Annotated in this window: 26 protein-coding genes and 1 riboswitch; of the genes, 5 read left to right on the top strand and 21 right to left on the bottom strand. The window is 57.7% G+C overall.

The genetic code is table 11. The annotated features are described in order from the left end of the window. Positions 1-277 precede the first annotated feature (277 nt). Both R0J87_RS13285 and R0J87_RS13280 read left to right on the top strand, forming a co-directional pair. The gene (locus R0J87_RS13285; protein WP_498886699.1) at positions 278-889 is read left to right on the top strand and encodes a LysE family translocator; all 612 of its coding nucleotides are present in this window, start codon (positions 278-280) and stop codon (positions 887-889) included. A gap of 92 nt (positions 890-981) precedes the next feature. Next, positions 982-1,737, top strand: coding sequence for a class I SAM-dependent DNA methyltransferase (locus R0J87_RS13280; RefSeq protein ID WP_498886697.1), 756 nt, complete (start codon positions 982-984; stop codon positions 1,735-1,737). On the opposite strand, the gene R0J87_RS13275 is transcribed toward R0J87_RS13280, so the two are convergent. After that, the gene (locus R0J87_RS13275; RefSeq protein WP_188640221.1) at positions 1,734-2,204 is read right to left on the bottom strand and encodes a YehS family protein; all 471 of its coding nucleotides are present in this window, start codon (positions 2,202-2,204) and stop codon (positions 1,734-1,736) included. The genes R0J87_RS13280 and R0J87_RS13275 overlap by 4 nt on opposite strands. A gap of 10 nt (positions 2,205-2,214) precedes the next feature. Beyond that, positions 2,215-2,637 (bottom strand): tetratricopeptide repeat protein, encoded by a 423-nt coding sequence (locus R0J87_RS13270; protein ID WP_498886695.1) that lies wholly within the window; start codon positions 2,635-2,637, stop codon positions 2,215-2,217. A 231-nt stretch (positions 2,638-2,868) separates the two neighbouring features. Between R0J87_RS13270 and R0J87_RS13265 the strand changes: the two genes are divergently transcribed. After that, positions 2,869-4,068, top strand: coding sequence for a DEAD/DEAH box helicase (locus tag R0J87_RS13265; RefSeq protein ID WP_498886693.1), 1,200 nt, complete (start codon positions 2,869-2,871; stop codon positions 4,066-4,068). A 49-nt stretch (positions 4,069-4,117) separates the two neighbouring features. Here R0J87_RS13265 and rho read toward each other — a convergent pair whose 3' ends face one another. From rho to cobT, 19 genes are all read right to left on the bottom strand, one after another. Beyond that, entirely contained in the window at positions 4,118-5,074 is a 957-nt protein-coding gene (gene rho, locus R0J87_RS13260; RefSeq protein ID WP_498886691.1) for a transcription termination factor Rho, read from the bottom strand. Between the two features lie 50 nt (positions 5,075-5,124). Next, entirely contained in the window at positions 5,125-5,817 is a 693-nt protein-coding gene (locus tag R0J87_RS13255) for a Fic family protein (protein WP_498886689.1), read from the bottom strand. 140 nt (positions 5,818-5,957) lie between these two features. Then, positions 5,958-6,227: a helix-turn-helix domain-containing protein gene (locus tag R0J87_RS13250; RefSeq protein ID WP_498886687.1), complete on the bottom strand. Its 270-nt coding sequence runs from the start codon at positions 6,225-6,227 to the stop codon at positions 5,958-5,960. Positions 6,228-6,339: 112 nt separating this feature from the next. Next, entirely contained in the window at positions 6,340-6,993 is a 654-nt protein-coding gene (locus R0J87_RS13245) for a hypothetical protein (protein WP_498886685.1), read from the bottom strand. Positions 6,994-7,060: 67 nt separating this feature from the next. Beyond that, a complete protein-coding gene (locus R0J87_RS13240; RefSeq protein ID WP_498886683.1) occupies positions 7,061-7,741 on the bottom strand; it encodes a hypothetical protein in 681 nt (226 codons plus the stop codon). 547 nt (positions 7,742-8,288) lie between these two features. Next, a complete protein-coding gene (gene cobO / locus R0J87_RS13235) occupies positions 8,289-8,900 on the bottom strand; it encodes a cob(I)yrinic acid a,c-diamide adenosyltransferase (RefSeq protein WP_498886681.1) in 612 nt (203 codons plus the stop codon). A 19-nt stretch (positions 8,901-8,919) separates the two neighbouring features. After that, complete coding sequence (locus tag R0J87_RS13230) at positions 8,920-9,360, bottom strand: YtoQ family protein (protein WP_239285986.1); 441 nt, start codon at positions 9,358-9,360, stop codon at positions 8,920-8,922. A gap of 115 nt (positions 9,361-9,475) precedes the next feature. Continuing rightward, positions 9,476-10,786 (bottom strand): cobyrinic acid a,c-diamide synthase CobB, encoded by a 1,311-nt coding sequence (locus R0J87_RS13225; protein WP_498886679.1) that lies wholly within the window; start codon positions 10,784-10,786, stop codon positions 9,476-9,478. Between the two features lie 14 nt (positions 10,787-10,800). Next, complete coding sequence (locus tag R0J87_RS13220; protein WP_498886677.1) at positions 10,801-11,589, bottom strand: ABC transporter ATP-binding protein; 789 nt, start codon at positions 11,587-11,589, stop codon at positions 10,801-10,803. Further along, a complete protein-coding gene (locus R0J87_RS13215; RefSeq protein ID WP_498886675.1) occupies positions 11,589-12,560 on the bottom strand; it encodes a FecCD family ABC transporter permease in 972 nt (323 codons plus the stop codon). The genes R0J87_RS13220 and R0J87_RS13215 overlap by 1 nt, the downstream gene beginning before the upstream one ends. Continuing rightward, entirely contained in the window at positions 12,560-13,492 is a 933-nt protein-coding gene (locus tag R0J87_RS13210; RefSeq protein WP_498886673.1) for a cobalamin-binding protein, read from the bottom strand. Before R0J87_RS13210 ends, R0J87_RS13215 begins: the two co-directional genes overlap by 1 nt. Then, on the bottom strand, positions 13,473-15,290 hold the full coding sequence (locus R0J87_RS13205) for a TonB-dependent receptor domain-containing protein (RefSeq protein WP_498886671.1): 1,818 nt from the start codon (positions 15,288-15,290) through the stop codon (positions 13,473-13,475). The genes R0J87_RS13210 and R0J87_RS13205 overlap by 20 nt, the downstream gene beginning before the upstream one ends. 144 nt (positions 15,291-15,434) lie before the next feature. Next, positions 15,435-15,670: riboswitch (cobalamin riboswitch) on the bottom strand. Positions 15,671-15,715: 45 nt separating this feature from the next. Beyond that, positions 15,716-16,147 carry a bifunctional adenosylcobinamide kinase/adenosylcobinamide-phosphate guanylyltransferase gene (locus R0J87_RS13200; protein WP_498886669.1) on the bottom strand — a complete coding sequence of 144 codons (432 nt, stop codon included), beginning with the start codon at positions 16,145-16,147 and terminating at the stop codon, positions 15,716-15,718. Beyond that, on the bottom strand, positions 16,099-16,752 hold the full coding sequence (locus R0J87_RS13195) for a histidine phosphatase family protein (RefSeq protein WP_498886667.1): 654 nt from the start codon (positions 16,750-16,752) through the stop codon (positions 16,099-16,101). Before R0J87_RS13195 ends, R0J87_RS13200 begins: the two co-directional genes overlap by 49 nt. Next, a complete protein-coding gene (gene cobS, locus R0J87_RS13190) occupies positions 16,689-17,465 on the bottom strand; it encodes an adenosylcobinamide-GDP ribazoletransferase (protein ID WP_498886665.1) in 777 nt (258 codons plus the stop codon). Before cobS ends, R0J87_RS13195 begins: the two co-directional genes overlap by 64 nt. Continuing rightward, positions 17,462-18,013 (bottom strand): bifunctional adenosylcobinamide kinase/adenosylcobinamide-phosphate guanylyltransferase, encoded by a 552-nt coding sequence (locus R0J87_RS13185; RefSeq protein ID WP_498886664.1) that lies wholly within the window; start codon positions 18,011-18,013, stop codon positions 17,462-17,464. The genes cobS and R0J87_RS13185 overlap by 4 nt, the downstream gene beginning before the upstream one ends. Continuing rightward, positions 17,997-19,139 (bottom strand): threonine-phosphate decarboxylase CobD, encoded by a 1,143-nt coding sequence (gene cobD, locus R0J87_RS13180; RefSeq protein ID WP_498886662.1) that lies wholly within the window; start codon positions 19,137-19,139, stop codon positions 17,997-17,999. The genes R0J87_RS13185 and cobD overlap by 17 nt, the downstream gene beginning before the upstream one ends. Beyond that, a complete protein-coding gene (cbiB, locus tag R0J87_RS13175; RefSeq protein WP_498886660.1) occupies positions 19,130-20,122 on the bottom strand; it encodes an adenosylcobinamide-phosphate synthase CbiB in 993 nt (330 codons plus the stop codon). The genes cobD and cbiB overlap by 10 nt, the downstream gene beginning before the upstream one ends. After that, entirely contained in the window at positions 20,119-21,195 is a 1,077-nt protein-coding gene (gene cobT, locus R0J87_RS13170; RefSeq protein WP_498886658.1) for a nicotinate-nucleotide--dimethylbenzimidazole phosphoribosyltransferase, read from the bottom strand. The genes cbiB and cobT overlap by 4 nt, the downstream gene beginning before the upstream one ends. Positions 21,196-21,470: 275 nt before the next feature. Here cobT and edd point away from each other — a divergent pair, with 275 nt between their 5' ends. After that, the gene (edd, locus tag R0J87_RS13165; protein ID WP_498886656.1) at positions 21,471-23,360 is read left to right on the top strand and encodes a phosphogluconate dehydratase; all 1,890 of its coding nucleotides are present in this window, start codon (positions 21,471-21,473) and stop codon (positions 23,358-23,360) included. Next, positions 23,360-24,325 (top strand): glucokinase, encoded by a 966-nt coding sequence (gene glk / locus R0J87_RS13160; RefSeq protein ID WP_498886654.1) that lies wholly within the window; start codon positions 23,360-23,362, stop codon positions 24,323-24,325. The genes edd and glk overlap by 1 nt, the downstream gene beginning before the upstream one ends. Positions 24,326-24,337: the final 12 nt, after the last annotated feature.

Genomic DNA, 24,337 nt, shown 5'->3' with positions numbered 1-24,337 from the left:
GAATATGCGACCTCGAAAACGCTTTGGATTTAAATGTCCGATAGAAGTGATGAGCGAGCTGATGGCCAAGTACCATGCAAGCCCATCAACCATCCAATGAGTGTGTTGCACTCAGAGTCTGCATCCGCCGGGCATAAGCCATCTTTTCCCCGCTTCTAATAGGCACAAAACACTAATAGCGAACGCTTTATCAGCGTAAATAGCAAGAAATCACTCACTCCTTTAAAGGTACCATGCTCCTACTGACAACACGCTCCATCACAGCGAGAGAATGACCATGGAAATCGGTATTTTTATTAGCGCCTTAGCCATTGTTTACCTAATCCCTGGCCCTGATATGTTGTTAGTCCTGCATACCAGTAGCACATTAGGACGCGCACAAGGTCTAGCGACCTCGCTGGGCTTAGCGCTAGCACGGGGTATTCATGTCACGTTAGCGGGCATAGGCTTGGCCGCGATGTTGAGTGCTGCCCCATGGTTATTTGACCTCATCCGCTACTTGGGTGCGGCGTATCTTATTGCATTAGGCATACAGCTGATTCGTCGCCAACAACATGCCACTACGCATCACTCGCACGTTTCACTCACTGACAGCTATCTCATATCGGCGCGGCGAGGCTTATTAACTAACCTACTGAATCCAAAATCGCTGCTGTTTTGTTCGGTATTACTCCCCCAGTTTGTACACACGGACCACGGAAACATAGCGCTTCAGTTCATGCTACTTGGAGCCTTGCTGGTGGGGGTCGGACTTATCTATGACGCACTTTACGTCTGCCTGGGTACAAGCCTACAGCGCTGGCTTTCTGCTCACCCTAAAAGGCAAGTGTTACAACGCTGGGTGTTTGGCACCCTAATGATTGGCTTTGCCATGCGCTTAGCGTCTTAGTGATACCAAGCTCTTCTACTCGCTTCTCAAACCCCAACTGCTCGTTTACTATGCGCCACCCAATTTATTTCAGCCCTCACCATTAGGCCACTATGTCCGTCAACGCACTCTACACCGACCTTTCTGGCTACTACGATTTGATGTGCGTCGACATCGACTACCAGGCCCAAAGCAACGCTGTTCGTCGCCTGCACCAAATTTTTGGTAACGAAGGCAAACGCCATCTGGACGTAGCCTGCGGCACCGGCCCTCATGTGCGTTATTTTCTGGATGCTGGGTACACCAGCAGCGGGTTGGATATTAACCAACCGATGTTGGATATTGCCGCCCAACGCTGTCCAGAGGCGCACTTCTCATTGCAGGATATGAGCAGCTTTGAGGTCGACGAACCGCTGGATCTCATCACCTGCTTTCTTTACTCCATCCACTACAGCGATGGCCTAGAGAAGCTAAGCGCCTGTATTGCCAGCGCCCACCGCGCTTTAAACGCAGGCGGCGTGCTCTGCTTTAACGGGGTAGATAAGCAGCGCATTAATAACGATCTATTCGTTAAGCACACGGCTAAACAGGCAGACGCCGCGTTCACCTTCCGCTCGGGGTGGCACTACAGCGGGCAAGGGGCACGGCAGTCGTTACGGCTGAGCATTGAGAAAACAGAGGCAGGCACAACGCAGGTGTGGAACGACGAGCACCCCATGGTGGCGGTCAGCTTTAGCGAACTTATCGCCCTGCTGGAGCCTACCTTCGAGGTGCACGTGTTTGAGCATGATTACCAGACCATCACGCCCTGGGATAACGTCTCAGGCAATGCGATCTTCGTGTGTGTGAAGCGCGAGGGCCTTGCTTAGCCTTTATCGTTCGGACGCAGCTGAAGTTGAATGCCCATCAGGAAATTGCGCAGCATCTGATCTTTACACTCACGGTAATTCTTATGGCTCGGCTTGCGGAAAAACGCGCTGAGCTCATGATGGCTTAGCGGCAGCCCCACCTGCTCAAACACTTCCAATACATCGTCGGCCTTCATATTCAGCGCAATGCGCAGCTTCTGGAACACCATGTTGTTGTTCAACTGCGATTCTGGCGCAGGCTGTGGGCCTTCACGCTTGCCGCGCTTAAAGCTGATAAAACCGTTCAAGAACGCGGCCAGCTCGCGGTTCTTCATCGTGACGAAGGCGTCGTCTTCGTCTTTTTTCAGCCACGCGGTGACCTGCGGCTGGGTAACGGGCACTTCTGCCAGCGCGAAGATATCCACGATGGTGTTGTCTTTTAAATCAAAGGTGTAGCGAATACGGCGAAAAATATCGTTGTTGGTCAAAATCAGGTTCCTAACCGGTAGTTAATGTTGCCAGCAGTTCATCAATTTCTGCTTTGAGTTCGTTATCTTCAATAGTGTGGGCACTGGCCTGGGCCTGCTGCAAGCGTTCAATCGCCGCCTGGGTGTCGCCCAGCTCCACTTGCAGTGCCGCCATGGAAAAACCAATCGAGGCAATGTGGTCGTTCGACTGCTTGGCCACCGCTTTATCCAGCGCTTGTTGGTAGATGGGCAGCGCGTCTTCTAGCTCTTCGGTGAAGTCGGCCAGGGTTTCCCACTGCTCCGGGTGGTCTTTCTCGGTGTTCTCGTGCTCGGTGCAGATCGCCTGCAACTCAGCATACAGCGCTTCAAAGGTGGCGCGGTCATCTTTAGCAGCGGCCTTCATCAGCTTTTCGGCGAGTTCGTATACTGCCTTGTAAATTTTGGTGTTAATCATGGACCACTACCCCTATTGCTCAGTAACAGATGACGCAAAACAGACTGATAACAAACCCGGCAAGCGTGAGCTTCTGGGTGAATGAGGGGATTATACCTTGTGGGGATGGGGGTACGGGGGAAAGGTTGGAGGGAAATAAACGCGTATTCGAGCAACGAACGGTTGATTTTACGCTATGCTGCACCACTTTTTATTTTCGACACCCCTTACGACACTCTGTCAGAGCTTCTCATGCCCTTTTCAAAACTAGGCTTATCCAGCCCTCTCGTTCAGGCAATTACCGAACTCGGTTACAAAACGCCAACGCCCATCCAAGAGCAAGCGATTCCTGCCATTCTTTCGGGCAAAGATTTAATCGCCACCGCACAAACCGGCACGGGCAAAACCGCTGCTTTTGTGCTGCCGCTGCTGGAACAGTTCAGCAAGGCAGCAGAGCCGCTGCGCGGTAAACGCATTCGCGCACTCATCCTTGTGCCCACCCGCGAGCTGGCGGTTCAAGTGGAAGCCAGCGTGGCGCAATACGCCAAGCATACCCCGCTCACCTCAATGGCCGCGTATGGCGGTGTAGATACCGCTCCGCAAAAAGAGCGCTTAATCGAAGGGGTGGATATTCTGGTCGCCACACCGGGCAGGCTGCTGGATTTGGCGCATCAGCGCGCGCTGCACTTTGATGAACTGCAAGTCATGGTGCTGGACGAAGCAGACAGAATGGTCGATATGGGCTTTGTCGATGATATCCACAAAATCATTGTGCGCCTGCCGGAGAACCGACAGAACCTGCTGTTCACGGCCACCATGACCAACGACGTGCGCGCCATCGCCCACGCGTTTTCAGACAGCAAAATGACCGACATGGCGGCGAACATCTCCATTACCCCCAACGTCCGCGCCGCCGCCACCATCAAACAGTGGCTGATCACAGTCGACAAAGACACCAAGTCCGCCCTGTTGAGCCACCTAATCACTGAGCAAGCGTGGGATCAGGCGCTGATTTTTGTCGAGAAAAAGCACAGCGCGGCCAAGCTGGTGGCTCAGTTGGAAAAGCGCGGTATTCAAGCGGATTCCATCCATGGCGGCAGAAGCCAGGCCATGCGCGAAAAGGTGTTGGATCAGTTCAAATCGGGCGAACTGAAGTACCTAGTAGCTACGGGCGTCGCCGCGCGGGGGTTGGATATTGGCGAACTCAGCCGCGTAGTGAATTACGATTTACCCTTCCAGCCGGAAGAGTACATCCACCGCATTGGCCGCACCGGCCGAGCGGGTGCCTCCGGTGAAGCCATCTCGCTGGTCGATATCAGCGACTTTAAAAACCTGTGTGCGATTGAAACGCGCTTGAAAAACACGATTGAGCGCAAAGAAGTAGAAGGCTTCCCGGTTAAAAAAGCCGTGCCCGCGTCTAACTTGAACCACGTTAAAAAAAGCAGCCGTTAAGCGTTCACCAAGAAGCTCACCTTTAAGAATACAAGGGTGAGCTTCACCTCTACTCAGCGGGCGAAAAAGCATCCAACAGCTCGGCATTCGTGGGGTATTTCTCTAACAGTGCAAGCAGCTTCTGCGCGCCTTCTATGGGCTTAAGCGGTGTTAACGCTCTGCGCAGTGTCCTTACTTTTTCAATATCTTTTGCATCGACCAACAGCTCTTCTCGGCGGGTACTGCTTTTGGCAATATCAATCGCCGGGAAAATTCGTTGATTCGCCACGTCCCGTGATAGCACCAGCTCCATATTGCCCGTACCCTTAAACTCCTCAAAAATCACCTGATCCATACGGCTTCCCGTATCCACCAGCACGGTGGCCAGAATGGTGAGCGAGCCGCCGTTTTCGATCTTTCGCGCCGCGCCAAACAGCTTGCGGGGGATTTCCATCGCCCGGGCATCCAGCCCACCCGACATCGTGCGCCGATTGCCCCGCTGCTCGGCATTATGAACCCGCGAAAGCCTGGTGAGTGAATCAATCACGATCATCACATCGTACCCCTCGCCTGCCTGCTGACGCGCTTTATCCAGCAGTTGATCGGCCATCCGCACATGGTGCGCGTAGCTTTCATCGGACGACGAGGCATGCACTTCCGCCGAGACGCTGCGTTTAAAATCGGTGACTTCTTCCGGACGCTCATCAATCAGCAAGGCGTAAAGTTTTATATCCGGGTAAGCCTCTGCCACGGCTTGGCAGATATGCTTTAACAGCGTCGTTTTGCCAGAACCGGGCGGTGCCACAATCAAGCCCCGCTGCCCCATGCCAATGGGCGTGATCAAATCCATCGCCCGCACGGTGCGCGGTTGATCGCTAGGCGCTAGATACAGGCGTGGGGAAGGATGGATGGCAGTGCCGTTGAGGAAGCGTGTTAATGGGTCGTTGGTGGTTTGTTCTTCGGCTTCGTTGGTGGGTTTGGGCTCTGGTGGCCTTTTGGTTTTGAGGCTTAGGGTTTTGCGGGTCATGGTAGGGTGGATTGCCTTTTAAATTTGGGTGCTCATTATTAACCCCCGTGCTAACCCATGTTGAGGCCTAGCGTGAAGTTACGAATAATTTTTTCATCTAAACAGCTTCGTAGGAATGTATTCATCGCTCGCATATCGTTCGATGAATAAAAATCGAGCATCAAGGTGTTAAATTCCTGCTGCCGCTTCGCTTGCACGTTGATCACCGGGAAGCCGTTAGCCAACAAGATACCGTTCATCATGAAACGGCCAGTGCGCTTGTTGACGTCCCAAAAAAACTGAGCGCGAGCCATTTGTAAAAATGCCGTGATGCCCTGATCGTGAACATCAGCCTCACTGTAGACTTGTTGCTCCACTTCTCGCCATGTTGCATCCAACTCATCGGGAGCAGGCGGCTCATAATCAGAGCCAGCGATAGTGACATAACCTGAACGGAATTTACCCCACTCTAACGCTTCTTCTTTTCCGGCGATCTCGTGAATACTCAGAGCCGTTTTTTTGTCGAATGTAAACTCACCCTGCTCGACCAAATCAAAAATGAACGCCCACGCTTTGGCTTGGTTAATCGCCATGTTCTGATCGCTGATGCGATGCCCACCTACGGTAATACCATCCAGAATGGTCTGCACCTCAGGCAGCGTCATGGCAACGCCTTCCAGATTCACCGCATCGTAAACCAGAGCAGGCACATCTCTTTTAGCCAGCTGTACAGCCAGAGGTATATTGGGTTTCATGTCCCACATATTAGCTCCTGATGGGTGCATAGGGTGGTGGTTTACGCTAAGGCCCTCAAATCGGCCTGTGGTTCTTTGATAAGGATATACGAGAATTTTACCGTGAAGAGGCTTGTTAGCGCCTAAGCCCGAAATCCTCACGAATGACCTCAGGATGACGAAAAGCAATTTCGATTAATGCCTTGGGCTGGCCCAGACGGCTTACGCCGCCCCTGCTCCCATTCCTGAAGCGTACGCGGAGAAATATGCAACACCTCGGCAAACTCTCGCTGCGTAAGGCCAGTTTTCCCTCTCGCCTCTGCCACCTCATTAGGCTCAACATGACTAACCCGTGCGGTTTTGCCCGCCTTCATCTCTTTGACTGATTGAAGCAGCTTGTTGCCAAGCTCCTCAGCATTATAAGCCTTGAAGCGCGGCATGCTGACCACTCCTCGTTTTCTCGATCCTATCAAAACGTAGCCGTCAGCGGGGTTTTTCTAAAGCCTCAACGCCGCGTTCACCTGCTTGTCCGGTGCAACGCTTTGTTAGTGCCTAATCATTGCTAAAATGAAAATAACCATGGTCTTCAGCGTATGAATCCATAGCTTCTCTGTCGTTCGGGTCCACAAGCTCGTAAAACTCTTCTGGAGTATAGTGCACCCGATGGGTGAAATGGTCCGCAACACTTGCAGCCATTAACTCGCCGTATCCATTCAAATTTAGGCCGCACGCTTTACATGCAAACTTTGTCGGAATAACGGACTGCCTTACAATTACCTCATCTTCTGCGTTCTGGATTTGCTCACGCCCGTATGTATCCCCTTGAACTGTTGCTACACAACTACAAGCAGGGCATTCGACTCTATGATGCTGTTGATGACTAAGTACTTCACCTTGATCTTCTGATTCCTGTTTTAGTCTAGCCTGTTCATCAGGATCTTTTTCACTAAAGACCTTTGCAAAAGCAGCAATCTTACTTTTGACTTTGCTTGTCACTTCACTTTTAACTTCTTCAATTATTTTTTCAGCCGTTTGTGCCTCGTCTTCGCCTAGCAAGCTGGTTAAGCTTTCGTTCTGAGCTTCAGCCAAGACTTTGCAGCACTTATAAAACCCACCAATCCACTTTTGATGTTTATACTCTACAAATGCTGCGGTACCGGAATGCAGCTCTTCGTTTCTTCTTCCGGCTAGGATTAAACCTCCCACTTGGAGCGACGGGCACTAACGTTTGCAGCAGGGGCGCGACGTCAGGAGCGTCCCCTGCCTGCACTGGTTATACATGCGTGAGAAGCACCGTGATCTCGATGCCTTCGTAGAATTTCATGTAGATTCCATGTCTATCTTGGTCGTCTGAGACGATGGAGTATGCAAATATTCTGTCGTTTTGACCATGCCGAGCATAGTTCTCGAATACCTTGCCAATTCGCTCCCCAACTCTCTGTATGACCTCGTTAGTTTGGACTGCATTAGTTGAATCAAGAGCTATTAGCTCATTGGTTATGACTTGGTACCCACCTTGCCACTTTTTTCCGTACTGGTGGAAAAATAAGCCACAAGCAACTTGGAATATCGCGTTATGAAACCTTTCAAGATCAACCTTGAAAGATGCCGTCTTCTCCATTTTTCCATTTGGGTGCTTCAAATAGATGGGGGACAAGCCATCCATAAAACTCCTGTAAACATGAGGCTTTCGGGCGAAAGCCCGTAATACTTTTGACGCAAAGTGGTTACTCTTATCTTCGTTGCCACGGAAAGCACAAGCCAGCACAAACATCAGATACTCATCATCTTTCGACTTGTGCGAATTATGTCGATCACAAGAAGGGACCTTGATAAGATTTTTTCTAAAATCGACCCCTTTGGGTGAATCTTTCTTCTCGGGAAATATGCATTTTGGTGGAACATGTTCCCGAGAGGTTGAAGGGGCATCACACATGTAACATGTATCACTCAAGGCTTTCCCCTTGTATAACAGTGATTATACAGACTGCCGCATAACACTGATGAACGTGACTGCGCGTTTATTGGTGTTATCTAGCCGCTTTAAAAAAATAAACCACTGTTTTTATAGCATTATTCATCTCGCTGGGCAGCATATCCAAAATTCGCGTGACCGCTTCTTTTTACGACTTATTCATACTGTATTCATAAATTTGGCTTAGGTCACGTAGATTTTTGGGCGAGTTGTGCTACGGCATAAGAGGTGAGTGGTTTGATAACTGCTGAACTTGAGCTGGGTGCTTGGCCGTGGCGCAGTGGATGGGCGGCTAGTCGCCGCCTTCGCGGGTGCCTTCTTCGCTCGTTGCTCTCGCTTAGTCGTTACGCCGCGCTACGTGGGGATTGGGCTATGTGCTTTTATCATCGCGAGCTAAAGCTCCCTCCTACAACTTCAGGCCGCCATAGCCATAGCCATAGCCATAGCCATGGCGCAGGGTAATGAGGGTTCGATTATCGTTCCCTCACCATTCACAATTCACAATTCACTAACCGCCTCTCCCCCCTTAAAGCTCAATCCCTTTCTGGGCTTTGATGCCTTGGTCTTTGAAAGCGTGTTTGACCACTTTCATTTCGGTGACAGTGTCGGCGAGGTCGATGAGTTGTTGGGGGGCGTAGCGGCCGGTGACGATGGCGTGCTGCATGTCGGGGCGGGCTTGTAGGTCGTCGAGGACTTGGTCTAGGTCTAGATACTCGTAGCGCAGGGCGATGTTGAGTTCGTCGAGCAGTACCATGTGGTAGCTGTCGTCTTGGAGCATGCGCTTGGCTTGTTCCCAGGCGGCGTTGGCGGCGGCGACGTCGCGTTCGCGGTCTTGGGTGTCCCAGGTGTAGCCTTCGCCCATCACGTGGTAGTCCACGTTGGGCAGGTTGCGGAAGAAGGCTTCTTCGCCGGTGCTGAACGCGCCCTTGATGAACTGCACAACGCCAACCTTCATGCCGTGGCCTAGGGCGCGGGCGAGCATGCCAAAACCGGAGCTGCTTTTGCCTTTGCCGGGGCCGGTGAGCACCAGCAAGATGCCCTGCTCTTTATCGGCGCGGGCAATGCGCTCGTTCATGATTTTTTGCTTGGCCGCCATGCGCTGGGCATGGCGTTCGGGGGTTTTGGCATTTTCGCGCATGGGGTCTCCTTGGGGTGTTTTACGCTTTCAGCACGTAGCGCAGGGTTTCAACGACCTGATCGGTGGTGGTGCACCAGGCTTGCGCTTGGGCGTCGACTTCTTTCAGCGGATGAACAATGTCTTCGCTGTGCAGGGTGATGTAGGGCTTGGCCAGTGCCGCGCAGTAGCCTGCGTCAAAGGCGGCGTTCCACTGTTTGTACTTGTCGCCAAAGCGCACCACCACTAAATCCGCCTGTTCAATCATCGTGCGGGTGCGGATGGCGTTCACTTTGGAAGACTGGTGGTCGCGCCAGAAGCCGTTATCCGGTTTGCCCAGGTGGTCGCCTGCGGCATCGGAAGCGTCGTGGTCGGTCACCGGGGCGGTGAAGACGACATCCAGGCCTGCCGCTTCTGCGCCGCGCTGGATCTCTTCACGCCAGTCAGTGTGAATCTCGCCGGAAAGGTAGACGTAAAAGCTCATGGTAGCTCCTTTAGGGTTGGGGAGTGTCTCGGGGCTCTATGATAGCCCACTGCTGCTTTATGGAAAGACCTTCCATATTTTTAGGCTGGTCGCTGCGCTTTCCCCCCCCTGCCCGTTACTCCGCTAGGTGAACCATTTGGCCGGTGAAAATATCCGCCACCAGCCTGGGCGCTGAGGGGAAGTAGCCGTGGAAGTAGCTGGCTACCAGCGCGCCATCACGATAAATCGGTTCGGCTTCGCTACCGGCTAGTTTTCGGGTGCGGGCCAGCGGCTGCATGGAGGTTTCCAGCAGCGAGTGGTGGTAGGTATGGCCGCGCAGTTCGCCGCTTTGGGTGTGCAGGCTTTGTAGGCCTAGCGCTGTCAGCTTACCAGCCATTTTGGCGGTGCCGGGCAGTAGTCCTAACATGGCGTGAGCGCTGCCTTCGCCATCGACTAATTGCTCAACGCAGCTCATTAACCCGCCGCACTCGGCCAAAATGGGTTTGCCTGCGCGGTGGTGGGCGCTGATCGCGTCGCGCATGGGCTGGTTGGCGCTGAAGCGGGCGGCGTGGAGTTCTGGGTAGCCGCCGGGCAGCCAGAGCGCATCGCATTCGGGCAGTGCTGCATCATTAAGTGGCGAGAAGAAGTGCAGCGTTGCGCCCATCTCTTCTAATACATCGAGATTCGCGCGGTAGATAAACGCGAAGGCGTCGTCTTTCGCGATGGCGATACGCACGCCGCGCAAATAGTCCGGTGCAGGCGTGGGGGCGTCAGCGCTTAGCGTTACCTCTTTAGGCAGGCGACCTAGCCCGGCCTCTTCTAACACTTTGGCGGCGGCATCTAGCTGGGCATCCAGGCCGCTCAGCTCGCTGGCTTGCACTAGGCCTAAGTGGCGGTCGGGGATTTTCATCGCGTCATGACGGGGAATTGCCCCCAGCAGCGCAATGCCTTCTGGCATACTCTCATTCAGCAGCTTGCCGTGGCCGGGGCTGCCGATGCGGTTGGCGATCACTTCATGAATGGCGAGGTCGGGGTGGTAGTTGGCCAGGCCTTGAGCCACCGCGCCAAAGGTTTGTGCCATGCCCCAGGCATCGATCACCGGCAGCGCGGGGATGCCCGCCAGAATGGCTAAGTCCGCGCTAGAGGGCGAGCCATCAAACAGCCCCATAGAGCCTTCCACCAAAATCACATCGGCTTCTTGGGCGGTTTTGGCTAAGCGCCAGCGGCACTCGTGCTCGCCGGTCATCCAGGGGTGAAGCTGATACACGGGCTGGCCGGAAGCGACTTCTTGCACCATGGGGTCTAAGTAATCAGGGCCGTGCTTGAATACCCGCACGGTGCGCCCGGCGTTGCGGTGCAGCCGCGCCAGCGCCGCCGTCACCATGGATTTGCCCTGGCCCGAACCGGGGGCGCTGATGAGCGCGGCGTGTGCTTTACCTTGCAACATGTCTCTTCCTTAAATCACTCATGGTCGGTAAGGGGTGCCTGGATGGGCACAAACACCGGCGCGCCATCTACTTCTACCGTGGCAAGCCGCTGGCGGTAGAGCCGCTCTAGAGCGCTGGGCACCAGCATGGTGTCCCGTGGACCCCAGCAGGCTTCGCCGCTGGGGTAGAGCAGCAGAATGTGGTCGCACCAGCGGGCGGCTAAATTCAAATCGTGCAGGCACATCATCACCGCGCTGCCCTGGGCGGCCTGCTCGGCCATTAGCGCCATCACCGCGCTTTGGTGGTGTAAATCCAGGTGGTTGGTGGGTTCGTCCGCCAGCCAAATGTTGGGCGCTTGGGTAAGCACCGTCGCCATGGCTACCCGCTGGCGTTCGCCGCCGGAAAGCGTGCTGACCAAGCGGTGGCGAAGATGAGCCACATCCAGCGCTTCCAGAGCGGCCTCAGCCCGGGCGTAGTCGTCGGCACCTTCCATCTGCCACAGGGAAAGGTACGGGTGGCGGCCAATCAACGCGGTCTCTAGCACCGTGGCGGGAAAGCCGTCTAGGCGTTCTTGAAACACCAGCCCTAGCTGCTGCGCCACTTGCCGCCTGCGCAGTTGGCTAAGCGGCGTGTTGCCTATCATCACCTGCCCGGAACGGGGGGCGTTTAACCCCGCCAGCGTATGCAGCAGCGTGGTTTTACCCGCCCCGTTGGGGCCAAGCACGCCCCACACTTGCCCTGGCTCGATGGTGAGATTCAGCGCTGTGCCTGCGCTACGCCCTGGCACGTTGATGATCAGGTCTTGAGTCGCCAAGCGGGTCATCAGCGGCTCCGGTAGAGCAGAAAGAGAAAGGTGGGCACGCCCAGCAGCGCGGTAATCACCCCTACGGGGAGCTGCTCCGGGGCAATCATGGTGCGCGCCAGGGTGTCGGCCAGTACCAGCAGCGTGCCACCTGCCAGGGCGCAGGCGGGTAAAATCAGCCGCTGGTCGTTGCCTAACAGCAGGCGCAGCATATGGGGCACTACCAGCCCCACAAACCCAATACTGCCTGCGGTGGTGACGGCGGCGGCGGTTAAGAGGCTGGCGGCAATGTAGATGCCCCACTCTAGCGGGCGAACATCTACACCCAGGGCGGCAGCCTGCTGCGGGCCACGGGCCAGCACGTTGAGGCTGCGCCCTAGCGGTATGAGTAGCACGCAGGTGGCGATTAATAGCAGCAGCGGCGGCCACGGCGTGCGGGCATAGGATAAATCCCCCATCAGCCAGTAGAGCATGCCCGGCAGCCGCTCGGCGGGGCTTAGCGCCAGCATCAGGGTAATCACCGCGCCCCACCCCGCGGCCACGACTACGCCAGTGAGCAAAAGCCGAGAAGGCGTCCAGCCGCCGCTGCCGTGGGCTAAGCCAAACACTAAAAACGTGGAGAACAGCGCGCCTAAAAACGCCGAACCAGAAATAAGCACACCGCCCACGCCTGCCAGCATGGCCGCCAGCGCACCAATCGATGCCCCGCCGGAAAGCCCCAGCACGTAGGGGTCCGCCAGCGGGTTGCGCAGCAGCACCTGCATTAAGGCACCGGCCACCGCCAGCAGCCCGCCCACCGCAAAGGCGGAAAGCGCCCGTGGCAGTCGAAGCTCAATCACCATGGTGCGCGCCAGCGCATCGCCTTGGCCCTGCACCACCGCCCAGAGCTGCGTTGCCGAGAGCTGCGCGCTACCTACCGCCAGAGAAAACAGCATGGCGGCCACGGCGATCAGCGCCAGCAGGCCTAGGGGTTGCCACAGGCGCGCCACCATTAAGTGGCCCCGCGCTTTTGGCGGGCTTGTTCAAGCTTGTCACACAGAAGCTGCGCGCCTTCCATTAGGCGCGGCGTAGGCCGCTGAATTAAAGAAGGCGGTACAAAATAGAGGTTATCGGCCGCGACGGCGGCAAGATTGGGGTACTGCTCCCAGTGAGTGAGCCAGTCGCGGTTCTCCTCCCCCATGCCACCGGCAATGATGGCTTCGGGGTTGGCCGCCAGTACGGCTTCATCATCCAAGCGCGGCACCAGCCGGTGCTGATCGCCAAACACATTTTCGCCACCGCACAGCTGCACCACTTGGCCGATCAGGTGTTCATCACTCACACCCATCAGCGGTTCGTCCCACACTTGGTAAAACGTGGGTACCGGGTCGCGTTCGCTGTAGCGGGCGGTAAGCGCGGCCATGCCGTCTCTAAACTCGCTAGCCGCCTGCCGCCCTGTTGGTTCAGTTCCCGCTAAACGGGCCAGCCGCTCAATGGTGTGGGCGACTTCTTCCACGCTGCGCGGCTCGATGTAGAACACCGGCATGCCCAGCGCTTCGAGGGTTTCCATCTGTTCGGCGGGGTTACCCGTTACCCAGCCGATGACTAAATCCGGCGCAAGCCCCACCAGGGCTTCTAAATCAATTCGCGTATGGCTACCCACCGAAGCCACGTCTTGGGCTTCCGGCGGGTAGTCGCTGTAACTCACCACGGCCACTACCTGATCCCCAGCGCCCGCGGCGTAGGTGAGTTCCGTCGCACCGGGTGAAAGCGTGGCAATGCGGTTGGCCGAAGCGTGCAGGCACACTTCCCGGCCTCGGTCGTCTACCGCGCAGCGGCTGGGGTTGTCTGCCTGGAGTGGGTTGGCAATCCCACTCCCCAGCCATACCAAAGCGGCGCCCAAGGCGCCGCCGAACTGCATTAGCTTATTGGCCAAAGTGAACACTCAAGAATCCTGCCCGGCCTGCGTTGATGTAATCAGCACCATCGAACGAGCGCGTGGTGATGTAGTCTTGGTCTAGCACGTTCTCTAACGTTACACGGGCGCTCCACAAGGGCGCAAACTGCCATCCCGTGCGTAGGTTCAACAAGCCGTAGCCACTCAGGCGGTCTTCATTAGCGGCGTCGCGGTAGCGATGGTTTTGCGCCACCCAGGAACCACCCACCGACCAATCGCCCAGCTCGCGGTCTACGTCCAGGCGCAGGCTTTGTGAGGCGCGGTTTTGCAGGCGCATGCCGGTCAGGCGGTTTTCAGGGTCGGTGTAGGTGAGTGCGGCGGCGAGCGTCCACTCGTTCACTTCGATGCCAGTGCTCAGCTCAGCGCCGCGAATGCGGGTTTCCGGCACGTTAAACTGTAGCCCTTGGCCCGCAATCAGGTTGTCGATATCGGTTTGGTAAATCGCCGCGTCCCAAAACCAATCGGCATACTGGCCGCGCACGCCCGCTTCGATAGTACTGGACGTTTCTGATTCCAAATCTGGGTTACCAAACCCAGGGAAGTAGAGCTGGTTGTAGGTGGGCGCGTTAAACGCCGTGCCGTAGTTGGCGCGCAAAGTGTGGTGGCCGTCTAGCTCATAGCCCACCCCTAAGCTTCCGGTGACTTCTTCACCGTAAGACTCGTTATCATCAAAACGCAGGCTGCCTTGTAGCATAAAGGGCGAGAAATCCAGCAGCGCCTGAGTAAAGACAGCGGCGTTGCTGCGGCTGGTTTCATCGTAGGCGGTGGTGCTGTCTACACGGTCTTCACTGTACTCCGCCCCGGCCACTAGCTCGTGGGCACCGACGGTAAGGGTGTTTTCCCAGCGGGCGGTGCGAATTTTGGTGTTAAAAGAGGAGTCGCCAAACTCGGCGACGTTATCGCTCTCATCCCGCGCTTCGCTGAGCGTTAACCGGCTGCGCCAGTTGTCGGCCAGCGGCAGTTCGCCATACACACCGGCTACCTGCTGTACAAAATCGTTTTCCCCACCGTCGTACTCGTTGAACCCACGGCTGCGGAGTGCCAGTACGCCCGCTTCAGCACCATTATCAAAGGTGTGCGATACCCGCGCCAACGCTGAGGTATTGTCGTAGCCTTTATCATCGCCATCTCGGCGCACCGGCTGGCCGTCGGTATTGAAGTGGCTACCTGAGAAACTGTAGCGCGTACCGCCCTCTTTCCCGCTAATCCCTGCGCTCAGCCGTTGGGTGTTGAACGAACCACCGCCTGCAGAGATGCGCGGCTGGGGGCCGTCTTCTTGGCCTTCGGGGGTGAACAGCTGAATCACACCGCCAATGGCATCGGCACCGTAGAGGCTGCCACGGGGCCCGCGCACAATTTCAGCGCGCTCGAACATGCGGGGTTCCAGCGACTGCCACGCCGCGCCGCCGCTCGTAGCTGAGCGTAGGCGAATGCCGTCAATCAACAGGACGTTTTGGGCGCTGCCGGTGCCGCGAATAAACACGCTGCTGTTTTTACCAAAGCTGCCGTTGCTGGAAACGTCAACGCCCGGCTGGCCGCGCAGCAGGTCGGTAATACTCACGGGGTCTTGGCGGCGCAGGGCGGCCTCGTCGATCACCGTGACCGATGAAAGGCTTTGGTTGGCCGTGCGAGGGGCCAGCGTGGCCGTCACAACGACTGGGTTTAAGGCGTTGGTAGCGTTTGAGGCATTATTAGCGGCATTCGCCACCTGTGCCTGAACCGCCATGGGCAGTGCTGCCATGGCAAAGGCTGCCAGCGAAGCGGTAGTGCGGAAACGATATAACATGGTGGGGTCCCTTGCTCACTGTGCTCACCCGCACAGCGTGTTTTTGTGACCGGGCAGGGGCACACGCAAGGGAGACAGACAGCCATGAGCTGCCTACCTATCACCCTGCGTATGCCCTCCGCATACCGGTAATCCGTGGCTTCTCAAAGCCGTCACTCTTAGGCCGGTCTCCGGGCTGACGAGCGAAAGGGGCGGCTTACCATAAGCGCCGTGCCTTTCCGAACGACCACCTTCCCATGCAATTGCACAGTGGCGTCCCTAGCCGTTCTTATCTCGATCACCGTTGCGGGGGCAGCGTTGGATTTATCCCCAAAGGGTCACCAACTTCCCGTTTAACTGATGGCATGCGTGCCATCAGCACCTGAGAGTGCGCGTAAACTAGCAACTTGCTGTCAGCAGGTCAATTTTACCGCTCGCCTCGGCGGCTAGCCTTTTAGTGCTTGCACTAACCCGTGCCGCACGTACCACACGTGGCTTGCCTGGGCAGCGGCATCCTGTGTGAACCAGCCGCTTAAATCACGCAGGCGGCGCTGGTCACGAGCCATGGGCACCAGCCCTCGGCCTAGCTCATTGGCAATCATCACTAGCGCTACGTTATCTGCTTCTGCGGCCTGATGGAGGCGAGGAAAATCTTCTCGCCACTGGGCACGCCATTCGTCAATGCTGAGATCTGAATCAAGCGTCGCCATTAACCATTCAAATAACCCGTGCACCACCAGCGGTGTATTGGTCAGCATCACTTGGGCCACTTCCTGAAGGCGCTGGCCGGGCGCTAGGCGCCACCAAAGTGCGCCGGGAAAGCGCTGTTTTACGGCGTCGCGCTTTCCTGCGCAGGCACCGCCGATGAATAGTTGCATTGCCACCCTCCTTTTCCATCCGCCCCTGCCTGATAGACAAGCTGCCAACGTCGCCCCTGGGCTTGGTGCACAATGCCCTCCCAAAAATCGAGGGTTTCAAAGCGCCGACGCAGCTCCCGAATCACCCCGCCGTGGGTGACCACCAACACTTTTTGATAACCGTGCGCCTGGCTGTGAGCCGCCACATCGTCAAGCCACGCATCCAGCCGCTCTCGCAGCTGGCCGGACGACTCACCGCCGGGAATCTGCAGCTCGCCGACGCTGTCGATCCAGGCGCGATAGTGCGGAAGCTCCTTCAATTCATCGTAAACCTTGCCTTCGTACTCGCCAAAATCCAGCTCCCGCAGGCGCGGTTCGGCATACACCGGCACGCCCGGCTTGGCGGCTTGAGACCACGCTAAGGTTTCCTGGCAGCGGCCCAGGTCACTTGCGTAAATCGCATCGAAACGCTCTTCAGCCAGCGCAGCGCGCAGCGCTAGCAAGCCATCTTCTGCGTCCGGAAACAGCAGCGGGATATCCCGCTGGCCCTGGTAGCGGCGCTCTAAGTTCCAGGCGGTAATGCCGTGACGAACTGCCACCAGCTCCACATTAAGATCAGTAGCCAAAGCTCTCCTCCTTCAATCGTGGCACCGACCATATCGCCGTTGATGCCGTTAAATAGTCGCAGCAGCGCCCACCTTGCCAGCGCCACCCATAGCGCCACCGCTACCAGCCAAACGCCCACCGCAGGAAATATCAGCGCCAGCAGCAATAGCGGCACTAATGCGAATAACACATCACGGCGGCCAAGCGACTGCTGCCAGCTCCAAGCCAAACCGCGAGGGTGAGCACAGGGGGTGAGAATGAGTAGCGCCACGCCTGCCCAGCGCCCAAAAGCAGGCAGTACCAGTAGCCACCACAGCGGGGCGCTGTAGTGAAGCAGCGCCCACAGCAGCACGCCTTTCCAGGCCAGCAAAAACAGCAGCGCTAACATCGCGAAGCTGCCAGTTTGCGGGTCTTTCATGATTTCCCAGCGCCGCTCTAACGGCTGGTTGCTGCCCAGCGCGTCGGCAAGGTCCATCACGCCATCCAGGTGCAGGCCACCGGAGATAGCCACCCACAGGCTCAGCAGTACAAGCGCGGTAATGAGCGCAGGCGTTGTTAGCTGTTCCAGCACCAGCGCACTACCGGCCAGCAGCGCGCCTATCAGTAGGCCTACCAGCGGATAGGCGCGAATGGCCCAGCGGCGGGTTTCCGGAGTCCAGGGGCAGGCAATCGGAATTGGTAAGCGGGTTAAGAATTGCAGAGCGAGCAGAGCGCCATAGATGACATTTTTCACGAGTTTGCGACCGCCTTCCACTCAATAGACTGGCCCGCCACTACTTCCACCACGCTATCCGCGCGGGCCGCCAGCCAGCGGTGAAAACCTTGCAGCCACTCTAGGTAGCGCCAAGTGTTTGGGTCACGGGGCAGCGGCGATTCATTGATATCGTTGGAGACTACGACCAGCGTTAGGTTTCTGTCGCGGGCGTCGTTAAGGCAGCGTCCTAGTAGCGCTAGCGCTTCGGTGTCGGTTAACGGTGGCTCATCGTCTTCGCCGTCTTGAAACATCACCTGACTCACCCACAGCGTGAGGCAATCCAGTAGCACGGCATGGCCGCTGGGCACCTGAGCAATGGCTTGGTCAATGGCCAGCGGCGCTTCCAGAGTAACCCACCCCGACGCTCGGTCTGCCTGGTGTCGACCCACGCGTTCGGCCATTTCATCATCGTATACGCTGGCTGTTGCCACGTAGTAGCACGGGTTACCGTTGGCGGCGCTCAACACGCACTGCTCCGCGATGTGGCTTTTACCGGAGCGCGCTCCACCGCTAACAAAGACAATCATTCAACACCTGTAATAGCCGATCATTTGCCCCACTATCGCGCACCGCTACACGCAGCCAGCCGCCGTCTAGGCCTGGAAAACTGTGGGTATGGCGCACTAGCATACCTTGCTTTAACAAGCGCTCAAAAAGCGCTCCACTGGTCACACCGCGCCGCTGCAAGGCATCGCCGGGCCTCACGAGCAAAAAGCAGCTTTGGCTGGGCACTACCTCGCACCCCTGCGCGGCCAGCGCGCTTGCCATACGCGGCTGTTCACTGGCCAGCCATTGCTGGGTACGCGTGGCAAACTCCGTATCAGCCAACAGCGGCGCGACGAGCTCTGCCGCAAAATGGTTAACGCTCCAAGGCGGCTGCTGACTCGCTAACCGCTCGATGTGCGATGGATGAGCGACAACGTACCCCAAGCGCAGTCCAGGCAGCGTAAAAAACTTGGTCAGTGAGCGCAGCAGTACCAACTGCGGATGGCGAGCCAGTAGCGGCGTCAGCGGCTCGGCTGCCAGTGCCAAATCAATAAACGCCTCATCGACCACCAGCGAGGCCGTAGGCGCTAAGCCTGCCAGCAGCCCTTCAATGACGGCCACGGGCACCACCGTGCCGGTGGGATTATTGGGGCGGCATAGAAACACCACGTCCGCCTCGGCCGCACTGGCCTGTAGTTCCCCTGCATCCACTTCGAACGCGGGGCCGGTAAGGGCGTGTTCTGTCACCGTTAGCCGATGCGCCGCGCAGGCTCTGGCGTATTCGCCAAATGTGGGTATCACAATCAGTCCGCGCTGGCCAGCGTGATGGGCAGCGGCGAGAAAAATAGCTTCTGCCCCGCCGTTGGTGAGCAGTACCTGATCCACACTCACGCCCTCTTGTGCGGCAATGGCCTGCCGCGCGGCGTAGTAACTTGGCTCTGGGTATTGATCTAGCTGGTGAATGCGTTCCGCCAAAAAATGGGCGACCCAGCTTGGCGGGCCGTGGGGGTTTAGGTTCGCGCTGAAGTCTTCCAGCGGGTGGTCGGCGGGCAGCCCGAAGCGCTGAAGCAGCGCAGCGGCTTGGCCGCCATGGCTGGGCCAGTCGTTCACGCTCTCTAGGGCGGTGTTGCCCGTCATATCGGTGTCTGTATCTACGCCTACACCCATGCCAACCCCGTCATTAGCACACTCATTAGCAGGAAAAACAGCAGCCAAGCCCCATGCATAAGCCGAACGGTGGTCTCGATATGCCTCACCTGCAACGCTTCATGCGGCGTGCCGAGCGTCGCTCGATGAGACGCCACTCCCTGATAGAAATTGGTACCGCCGAGCTGAACGCCAAGCAAATTCGCCACCATGGCCTCCGGCCAGCCAGCGTTGGGGCTTGGGTGGCGGGGGGCCTGCTGGCGCGTGGCGCTTAGCGCGCCCTGCCAGCGTAGCTTTACCCCTTTCATGCTGAGCAAAACCCCTGCTATCCATAAACAGACCGTCGTCAGCCGTGCAGGCAGCCAGTTAGCCACATCATCCAGTTTTGCCGATGCGTAGCCAAATTCGTTAAAGCGTGCGTTACGGTAGCCCACCATCGAATCCAGGGTATTCACCGCCTTGTACGCTAGCGCCAGCGGTGCCCCGCCAATAAGCGCAAAAAACAGCGGAGCCGTGATGCCGTCCACGGTATTTTCTGCCACGGTTTCCACCGCGCCACGGGTGATGTCTGCTTCCTCTAGGCGTTGCGTATCGCGCCCTACAATCATTGCCAGCGCCTTGCGTGCGGTGGGCAAATCGCCTTTGTTGAGCGGTGCTGCCACCGCACGGGCCGCATCACCCAAGCCTTTTATCGCAAGCGTCGTGGAAAGCAGCCACAGCTCGGCTATCAGCGCCAACCCAGGGTGAAGCCTGGCAAGCACTAAGAGAAACAGCCAGCTCACCAGCCACACGCCACCCACCATCATCACGGTTAAAAAGGCACCGCTTAGCTGACGCTGCCGGGCCGTACCCCGATTCCACAGCTGCTCATAGCTGCTAATCATCCGCCCAATGATCACCACCGGATGTGGCAACCAGCGCGGGTCGCCCACGAGCAGATCAATGAGAATAGCAACGGCGACGAGGATGACGACGGCAGGCATCACATCAGTCATAAAACTCATACGGCGTTACTGCTAACACCGGCCTGAGTAAAGGTGGCCATCTCCTTCAGCATGGCGGCCGCCGCCTGGACCAGCGGGAACGCTAGCGCCGCCCCACCGCCTTCACCCAAACGCATGCCCAGCGCCAAGAGCGGCTCGGCCTGAAGCGCTTCTAGCGCGGTGGCGTGGCCCGGCTCTTCAGAGCGATGGCCGAACACCAAATAGCCGCGCACTTCTGGGCACAGTCGGCAGGCCGTCAGCGCAGCCACGGTGGCAATAAAGCCATCCACAATGGCGGGTAGCCGATGGGCGGCAGCGGCTAAATAGCCCCCCGCCATGGCGGCGATTTCCAGGCCGCCGAGTTTACTCAGCACATCTAAAGGGTCGTTGCTATCGGCTTGGCGGGCGTGAAGCGCCTGCTCAATCACTGCCACTTTATGCGCCTGCTGGGCGCTATTAATGCCGGTTCCTGCCCCTACCACGGTTGCGACTGGCGCGTGGGTGAACGCCGCCAGCATCGCGCTGCTGGCGGTGGTGTTGGCAATACCCATTTCTCCAACGATGATGCTTTTTGCGCCCTTTTCAGCCAAGCGCCCTACCGAATCGGCACCAACGCTGATAGCGCTCAGCGCTTCCTCACGGCTCATGGCGTCTTCCTGCACCATATTGGCGGTACCGGAGCGCACCTTGGCATCGACCACGCCCGGCAGTGAAAGCGGTGACGCCACGCCCACATCAATTACTTCTACCTGTGCGCCAATCTGGCGGGCAAAGACGTTAATGGCTGCCCCACCGTGAGCAAAGTTAGCCACCATTTGTGCGGTCACTTCTTGAGGGAAAGCCGACACTCCTTCTTCAGCGACGCCGTGGTCGGCGGCAAATACCGCCACGCCCGGCGGCGAAACGAAAGGAGCGGCTTGGCCGGTGATGGCGCTAAGCTGAATGGCCAGCGCTTCGAGCCGACCCAAACTACCGGGGGGCTTGGTGAGCGTATCGATATAAGCACGGCTGCGCTCAGCGGCGGCGGTGTCCACCGCATTGATACGTGCCAGCAGTATTTGAAGCCGCTGTTCAGCGGTCGGCTCGTTAACCATCGCAATTCTCCACAGGCTGATGGCGCAGGATAGTAGCAAAAGCATGGCTGCTATACTTGTGCTTTAGCCGCTGAACAGGCGCTGGCGCGCCGTTTTTTATGACATTCATCAAAGCATCACGCGCAACGGCGATAGTGGTTGCCCATCAGGGTAATAAAACTACAACTTAAGCTATAAATAGCGTTTTTATTGCCGTAAAGTCTCTTATATCGACGCCATAATATGTAAAATAACTACAAGATTGACTCACCGTCTCTACACACGCAGAGGTCTCTATGCCTGGTTCAACACCCGCTACACTTAATCCTACGGTTGCTAAGGTTACCCAACGCATTCGTGAGCGCTCTGCCGAGCGACGCGCCCTCTACGAGCGCCGCATGGCCGACCAGCACAAGCGCGGCGTTCACCGCTCTGAACTCTCTTGCGGTAACTTGGCCCACGGCTTTGCTGCCTGTAGCGCCCAGGAGAAAGACTCCCTGAAGCTGATGAACAGCGCCAACCTAGGGATTATTTCTTCGTACAACGACATGCTCTCGGCCCACCAGCCGTTTGAAACCTTCCCGGAAACCATCAAAGCGGCCGCCCGCGCCATGGGTTCTACCGCGCAGTTTGCCGGTGGCGTGCCCGCCATGTGCGATGGCGTAACCCAAGGCCAGCCGGGCATGGAACTCTCGCTGTTCTCCCGCGATGTGATTGCCATGGCCACCGCCGTGGGTCTTTCACATAACATGTTCGATGCCGCTATTTACCTCGGCGTGTGTGACAAAATCGTCCCGGGCCTGTTTATCGGTGCCGCCCGCTTTGGCCATCTGCCCGCCATGTTCGTACCCGCTGGCCCCATGCCCAGCGGCCTGCCGAACAAAGAGAAAGCGCGCATTCGCCAGCTCTACGCCGAAGGCAAAGTGGGCCGCGAGGAGCTGCTGCAAGCAGAGTCCGACTCCTACCACAGCCCCGGCACCTGCACCTTCTACGGCACCGCTAACTCTAACCAGCTGATGATGGAAGTGATGGGCCTGCACCTGCCGGGCACCTCGTTCGTCAATCCTGGCACCGAGATGCGCGAAGCGCTGACCCGCTACGCCACCGAACAGGCCATTCGCAACACCGAGCCCGGCGGCGAGTACCGTCCGTTCTACAAGCAGATCGACGAGCGCGCCATCGTTAACGCCGTCGTGGGCCTGCTGGCGTCTGGCGGCTCTACTAACCACACCCTGCACCTGATTGCCATGGCGGCTGCGGCGGGCATCACGCTGAACTGGGACGACTTCACCGACCTTTCAGCGGTCACGCCCAGCATCATGAAGGTCTACCCCAACGGCCAGGCGGATATTAACCACTTCCAGGCAGCGGGCGGCATGAGCTACCTGTTCCGCGAGCTGCTGGGCGCGGGCCTGCTCCACGGCGACATCCCCACGGTGTTTGGTACCGATCTCACCGCTTACACCCAAGAGCCCTTCCTGGAAGATGGCAAAGTGGTATGGCGTGAAGGCCCGGAAAACAGCCTGGACGAAGAAGTGCTGCGCCCGGTCGCGACGCCCTTCGCTGCCACTGGCGGCCTCACCGTCATGAAAGGTAACCTGGGCCGTGGCGTCATCAAGGTTTCGGCGGTGGCCGAAGAGCACCGCGTAGTAGAAGCGCCGGTGAAGATCTTTGAAGATCAGAACGAAATGAAAGCGGCGTTTGAGTCGGGCGACCTGGACCGCGACGTCATTGTGGTGGTTCGCTTCCAAGGCCCCAAAGCTAACGGCATGCCCGAACTGCACAAACTCACCCCCTTCCTGGGCGTACTCCAAGACCGTGGCTTCAAGGTCGCACTGGTCACCGATGGCCGTATGTCCGGTGCGTCGGGTAAAGTGCCCGCCTCTATCCACATGAGCCCGGAAGCGCTGGACGGTGGCCCGCTGGCCAAACTGCGCGATGGCGACGTGGTGCGCCTGGATGCCAACACCGGTACCCTGGAAGCCAAAGTGGATGTGGCCACCTGGGCGGACCGCGAGCGTGTAGTGGCGAACCTTGACCACTACCACGTTGGCCTGGGCCGCGAGCTGTTCTCGGGCTTCCGCCACTTGGCAATGCGCGGTGAAGAGGGCGCAGGCTCGTTGGGCGGCTTTGAAGCCGACGACCTCGCTCGTCAAGAAGGCCAGATTTTTCAAGAGGACGCCTGATGCGACCGGCATTAATCGGCGATATCGGCGGCACGAATGCTCGCCTGGCGTTGGTCACGCCAGGCGAGGTCACGCCCCACGATATTCTTAATCTGCCCTGCGCCGACTACCCCGGCGTCATTGAAGCGATTCAGGACTATCTCGCTCGGGTAGGCGCAACGGGCGATAACGCCCCGCAAGAAGCGTGTCTGGCCTTCGCCTGCCCGGTGCACGCCGAGCGGGTGAAAATGACCAACAACCATTGGGACTTTATGAAAAGCGACGTTCAGCAGGCGCTGAATCTGTCGCTGTTCAAAGTCATCAATGACTTCACCGCCCAAGCACTGGGCGTTCCCCACGTGGGGGAAGATAACCTGGTGGAAGTGCAGCCTGGGGAAGCCCAGTCGCACTCTACCCGCTTGGTCATCGGCCCCGGTACGGGGCTGGGCGTTGCCGGGGTATTCCCCGGCCAGCACGCCTGGATTCCGCTGCCCACTGAAGGCGGCCATGTCACCTTTGCGCCTACCGACACCACCGAACGTGCGCTGCTGGACGTGTTCTTACAGCGCCACCAGCGTGTGAGTGTGGAACGCATTCTTTGCGGGCAAGGGCTGTTAGAGCTTTACCAAGCCCACTGCACCCTGGAAGGCCAAGCGCCGCGCTGCGAGACCCCCGCCGAGGTGACCCAAGCGGCTAACCAGGGCGATGCCATCGCCACCGCCACCCTGCTGCGCTTTTTGAAAATTCTCGGCGACGTGTGCGGTGATGCCACCCTGACCATGGGCGCACGCGGCGGCGTGTATCTCTGCGGCGGCATTCTGCCCCGCTTATTAGAGTGGCTGCCTAAGTGCGAACTGCGCTCAAGCTTTGTTAATAAAGGGCGCATGGGCGCGTACAACGCCGACATCCCGGTGTGGATTGTGACTCACCCATGGACCGGCCTGCTGGGTGCCGCCGAAGCGCTGCATAACGAAGAAGTCTTTTAACGGATTGGAACA

It is taken from the genome of Halomonas sp. SIMBA_159 (assembly GCF_046536035.1).
Classification (GTDB): domain Bacteria; phylum Pseudomonadota; class Gammaproteobacteria; order Pseudomonadales; family Halomonadaceae; genus Vreelandella; species Vreelandella venusta_A.
Note: the sequence above shows the minus strand (reverse complement) of the source record. Positions and strands in the feature narration are given on the sequence as shown.

Bases quoted from the DNA above. Each gene is read 5' to 3' on its own strand.
- cbiB (WP_498886660.1), bottom strand. From the start codon at position 20,122: ATGAGTTTTATGACTGATGTGATGCCTGCCGTCGTCATCCTCGTCGCC.
- R0J87_RS13220 (WP_498886677.1), bottom strand. From the start codon at position 11,589: ATGACCCGCTTGGCGACTCAAGACCTGATCATCAACGTGCCAGGGCGT.
- R0J87_RS13265 (WP_498886693.1), top strand. From the start codon at position 2,869: ATGCCCTTTTCAAAACTAGGCTTATCCAGCCCTCTCGTTCAGGCAATT.
- rho (WP_498886691.1), bottom strand. From the start codon at position 5,074: ATGACCCGCAAAACCCTAAGCCTCAAAACCAAAAGGCCACCAGAGCCC.
- R0J87_RS13270 (WP_498886695.1), bottom strand. From the start codon at position 2,637: ATGATTAACACCAAAATTTACAAGGCAGTATACGAACTCGCCGAAAAG.
- R0J87_RS13255 (WP_498886689.1), bottom strand. From the start codon at position 5,817: ATGTGGGACATGAAACCCAATATACCTCTGGCTGTACAGCTGGCTAAA.
- R0J87_RS13215 (WP_498886675.1), bottom strand. From the start codon at position 12,560: ATGGTGGCGCGCCTGTGGCAACCCCTAGGCCTGCTGGCGCTGATCGCC.
- R0J87_RS13205 (WP_498886671.1), bottom strand. From the start codon at position 15,290: ATGTTATATCGTTTCCGCACTACCGCTTCGCTGGCAGCCTTTGCCATG.
- R0J87_RS13280 (WP_498886697.1), top strand. From the start codon at position 982: ATGTCCGTCAACGCACTCTACACCGACCTTTCTGGCTACTACGATTTG.
- R0J87_RS13285 (WP_498886699.1), top strand. From the start codon at position 278: ATGGAAATCGGTATTTTTATTAGCGCCTTAGCCATTGTTTACCTAATC.
- edd (WP_498886656.1), top strand. From the start codon at position 21,471: ATGCCTGGTTCAACACCCGCTACACTTAATCCTACGGTTGCTAAGGTT.
- R0J87_RS13200 (WP_498886669.1), bottom strand. From the start codon at position 16,147: ATGCAACTATTCATCGGCGGTGCCTGCGCAGGAAAGCGCGACGCCGTA.
- cobO (WP_498886681.1), bottom strand. From the start codon at position 8,900: ATGCGCGAAAATGCCAAAACCCCCGAACGCCATGCCCAGCGCATGGCG.
- R0J87_RS13185 (WP_498886664.1), bottom strand. From the start codon at position 18,013: ATGATTGTCTTTGTTAGCGGTGGAGCGCGCTCCGGTAAAAGCCACATC.
- cobD (WP_498886662.1), bottom strand. From the start codon at position 19,139: ATGGGTGTAGGCGTAGATACAGACACCGATATGACGGGCAACACCGCC.
- glk (WP_498886654.1), top strand. From the start codon at position 23,360: ATGCGACCGGCATTAATCGGCGATATCGGCGGCACGAATGCTCGCCTG.
- R0J87_RS13225 (WP_498886679.1), bottom strand. From the start codon at position 10,786: ATGTTGCAAGGTAAAGCACACGCCGCGCTCATCAGCGCCCCCGGTTCG.
- cobT (WP_498886658.1), bottom strand. From the start codon at position 21,195: ATGGTTAACGAGCCGACCGCTGAACAGCGGCTTCAAATACTGCTGGCA.
- R0J87_RS13250 (WP_498886687.1), bottom strand. From the start codon at position 6,227: ATGCCGCGCTTCAAGGCTTATAATGCTGAGGAGCTTGGCAACAAGCTG.
- R0J87_RS13230 (WP_239285986.1), bottom strand. From the start codon at position 9,360: ATGAGCTTTTACGTCTACCTTTCCGGCGAGATTCACACTGACTGGCGT.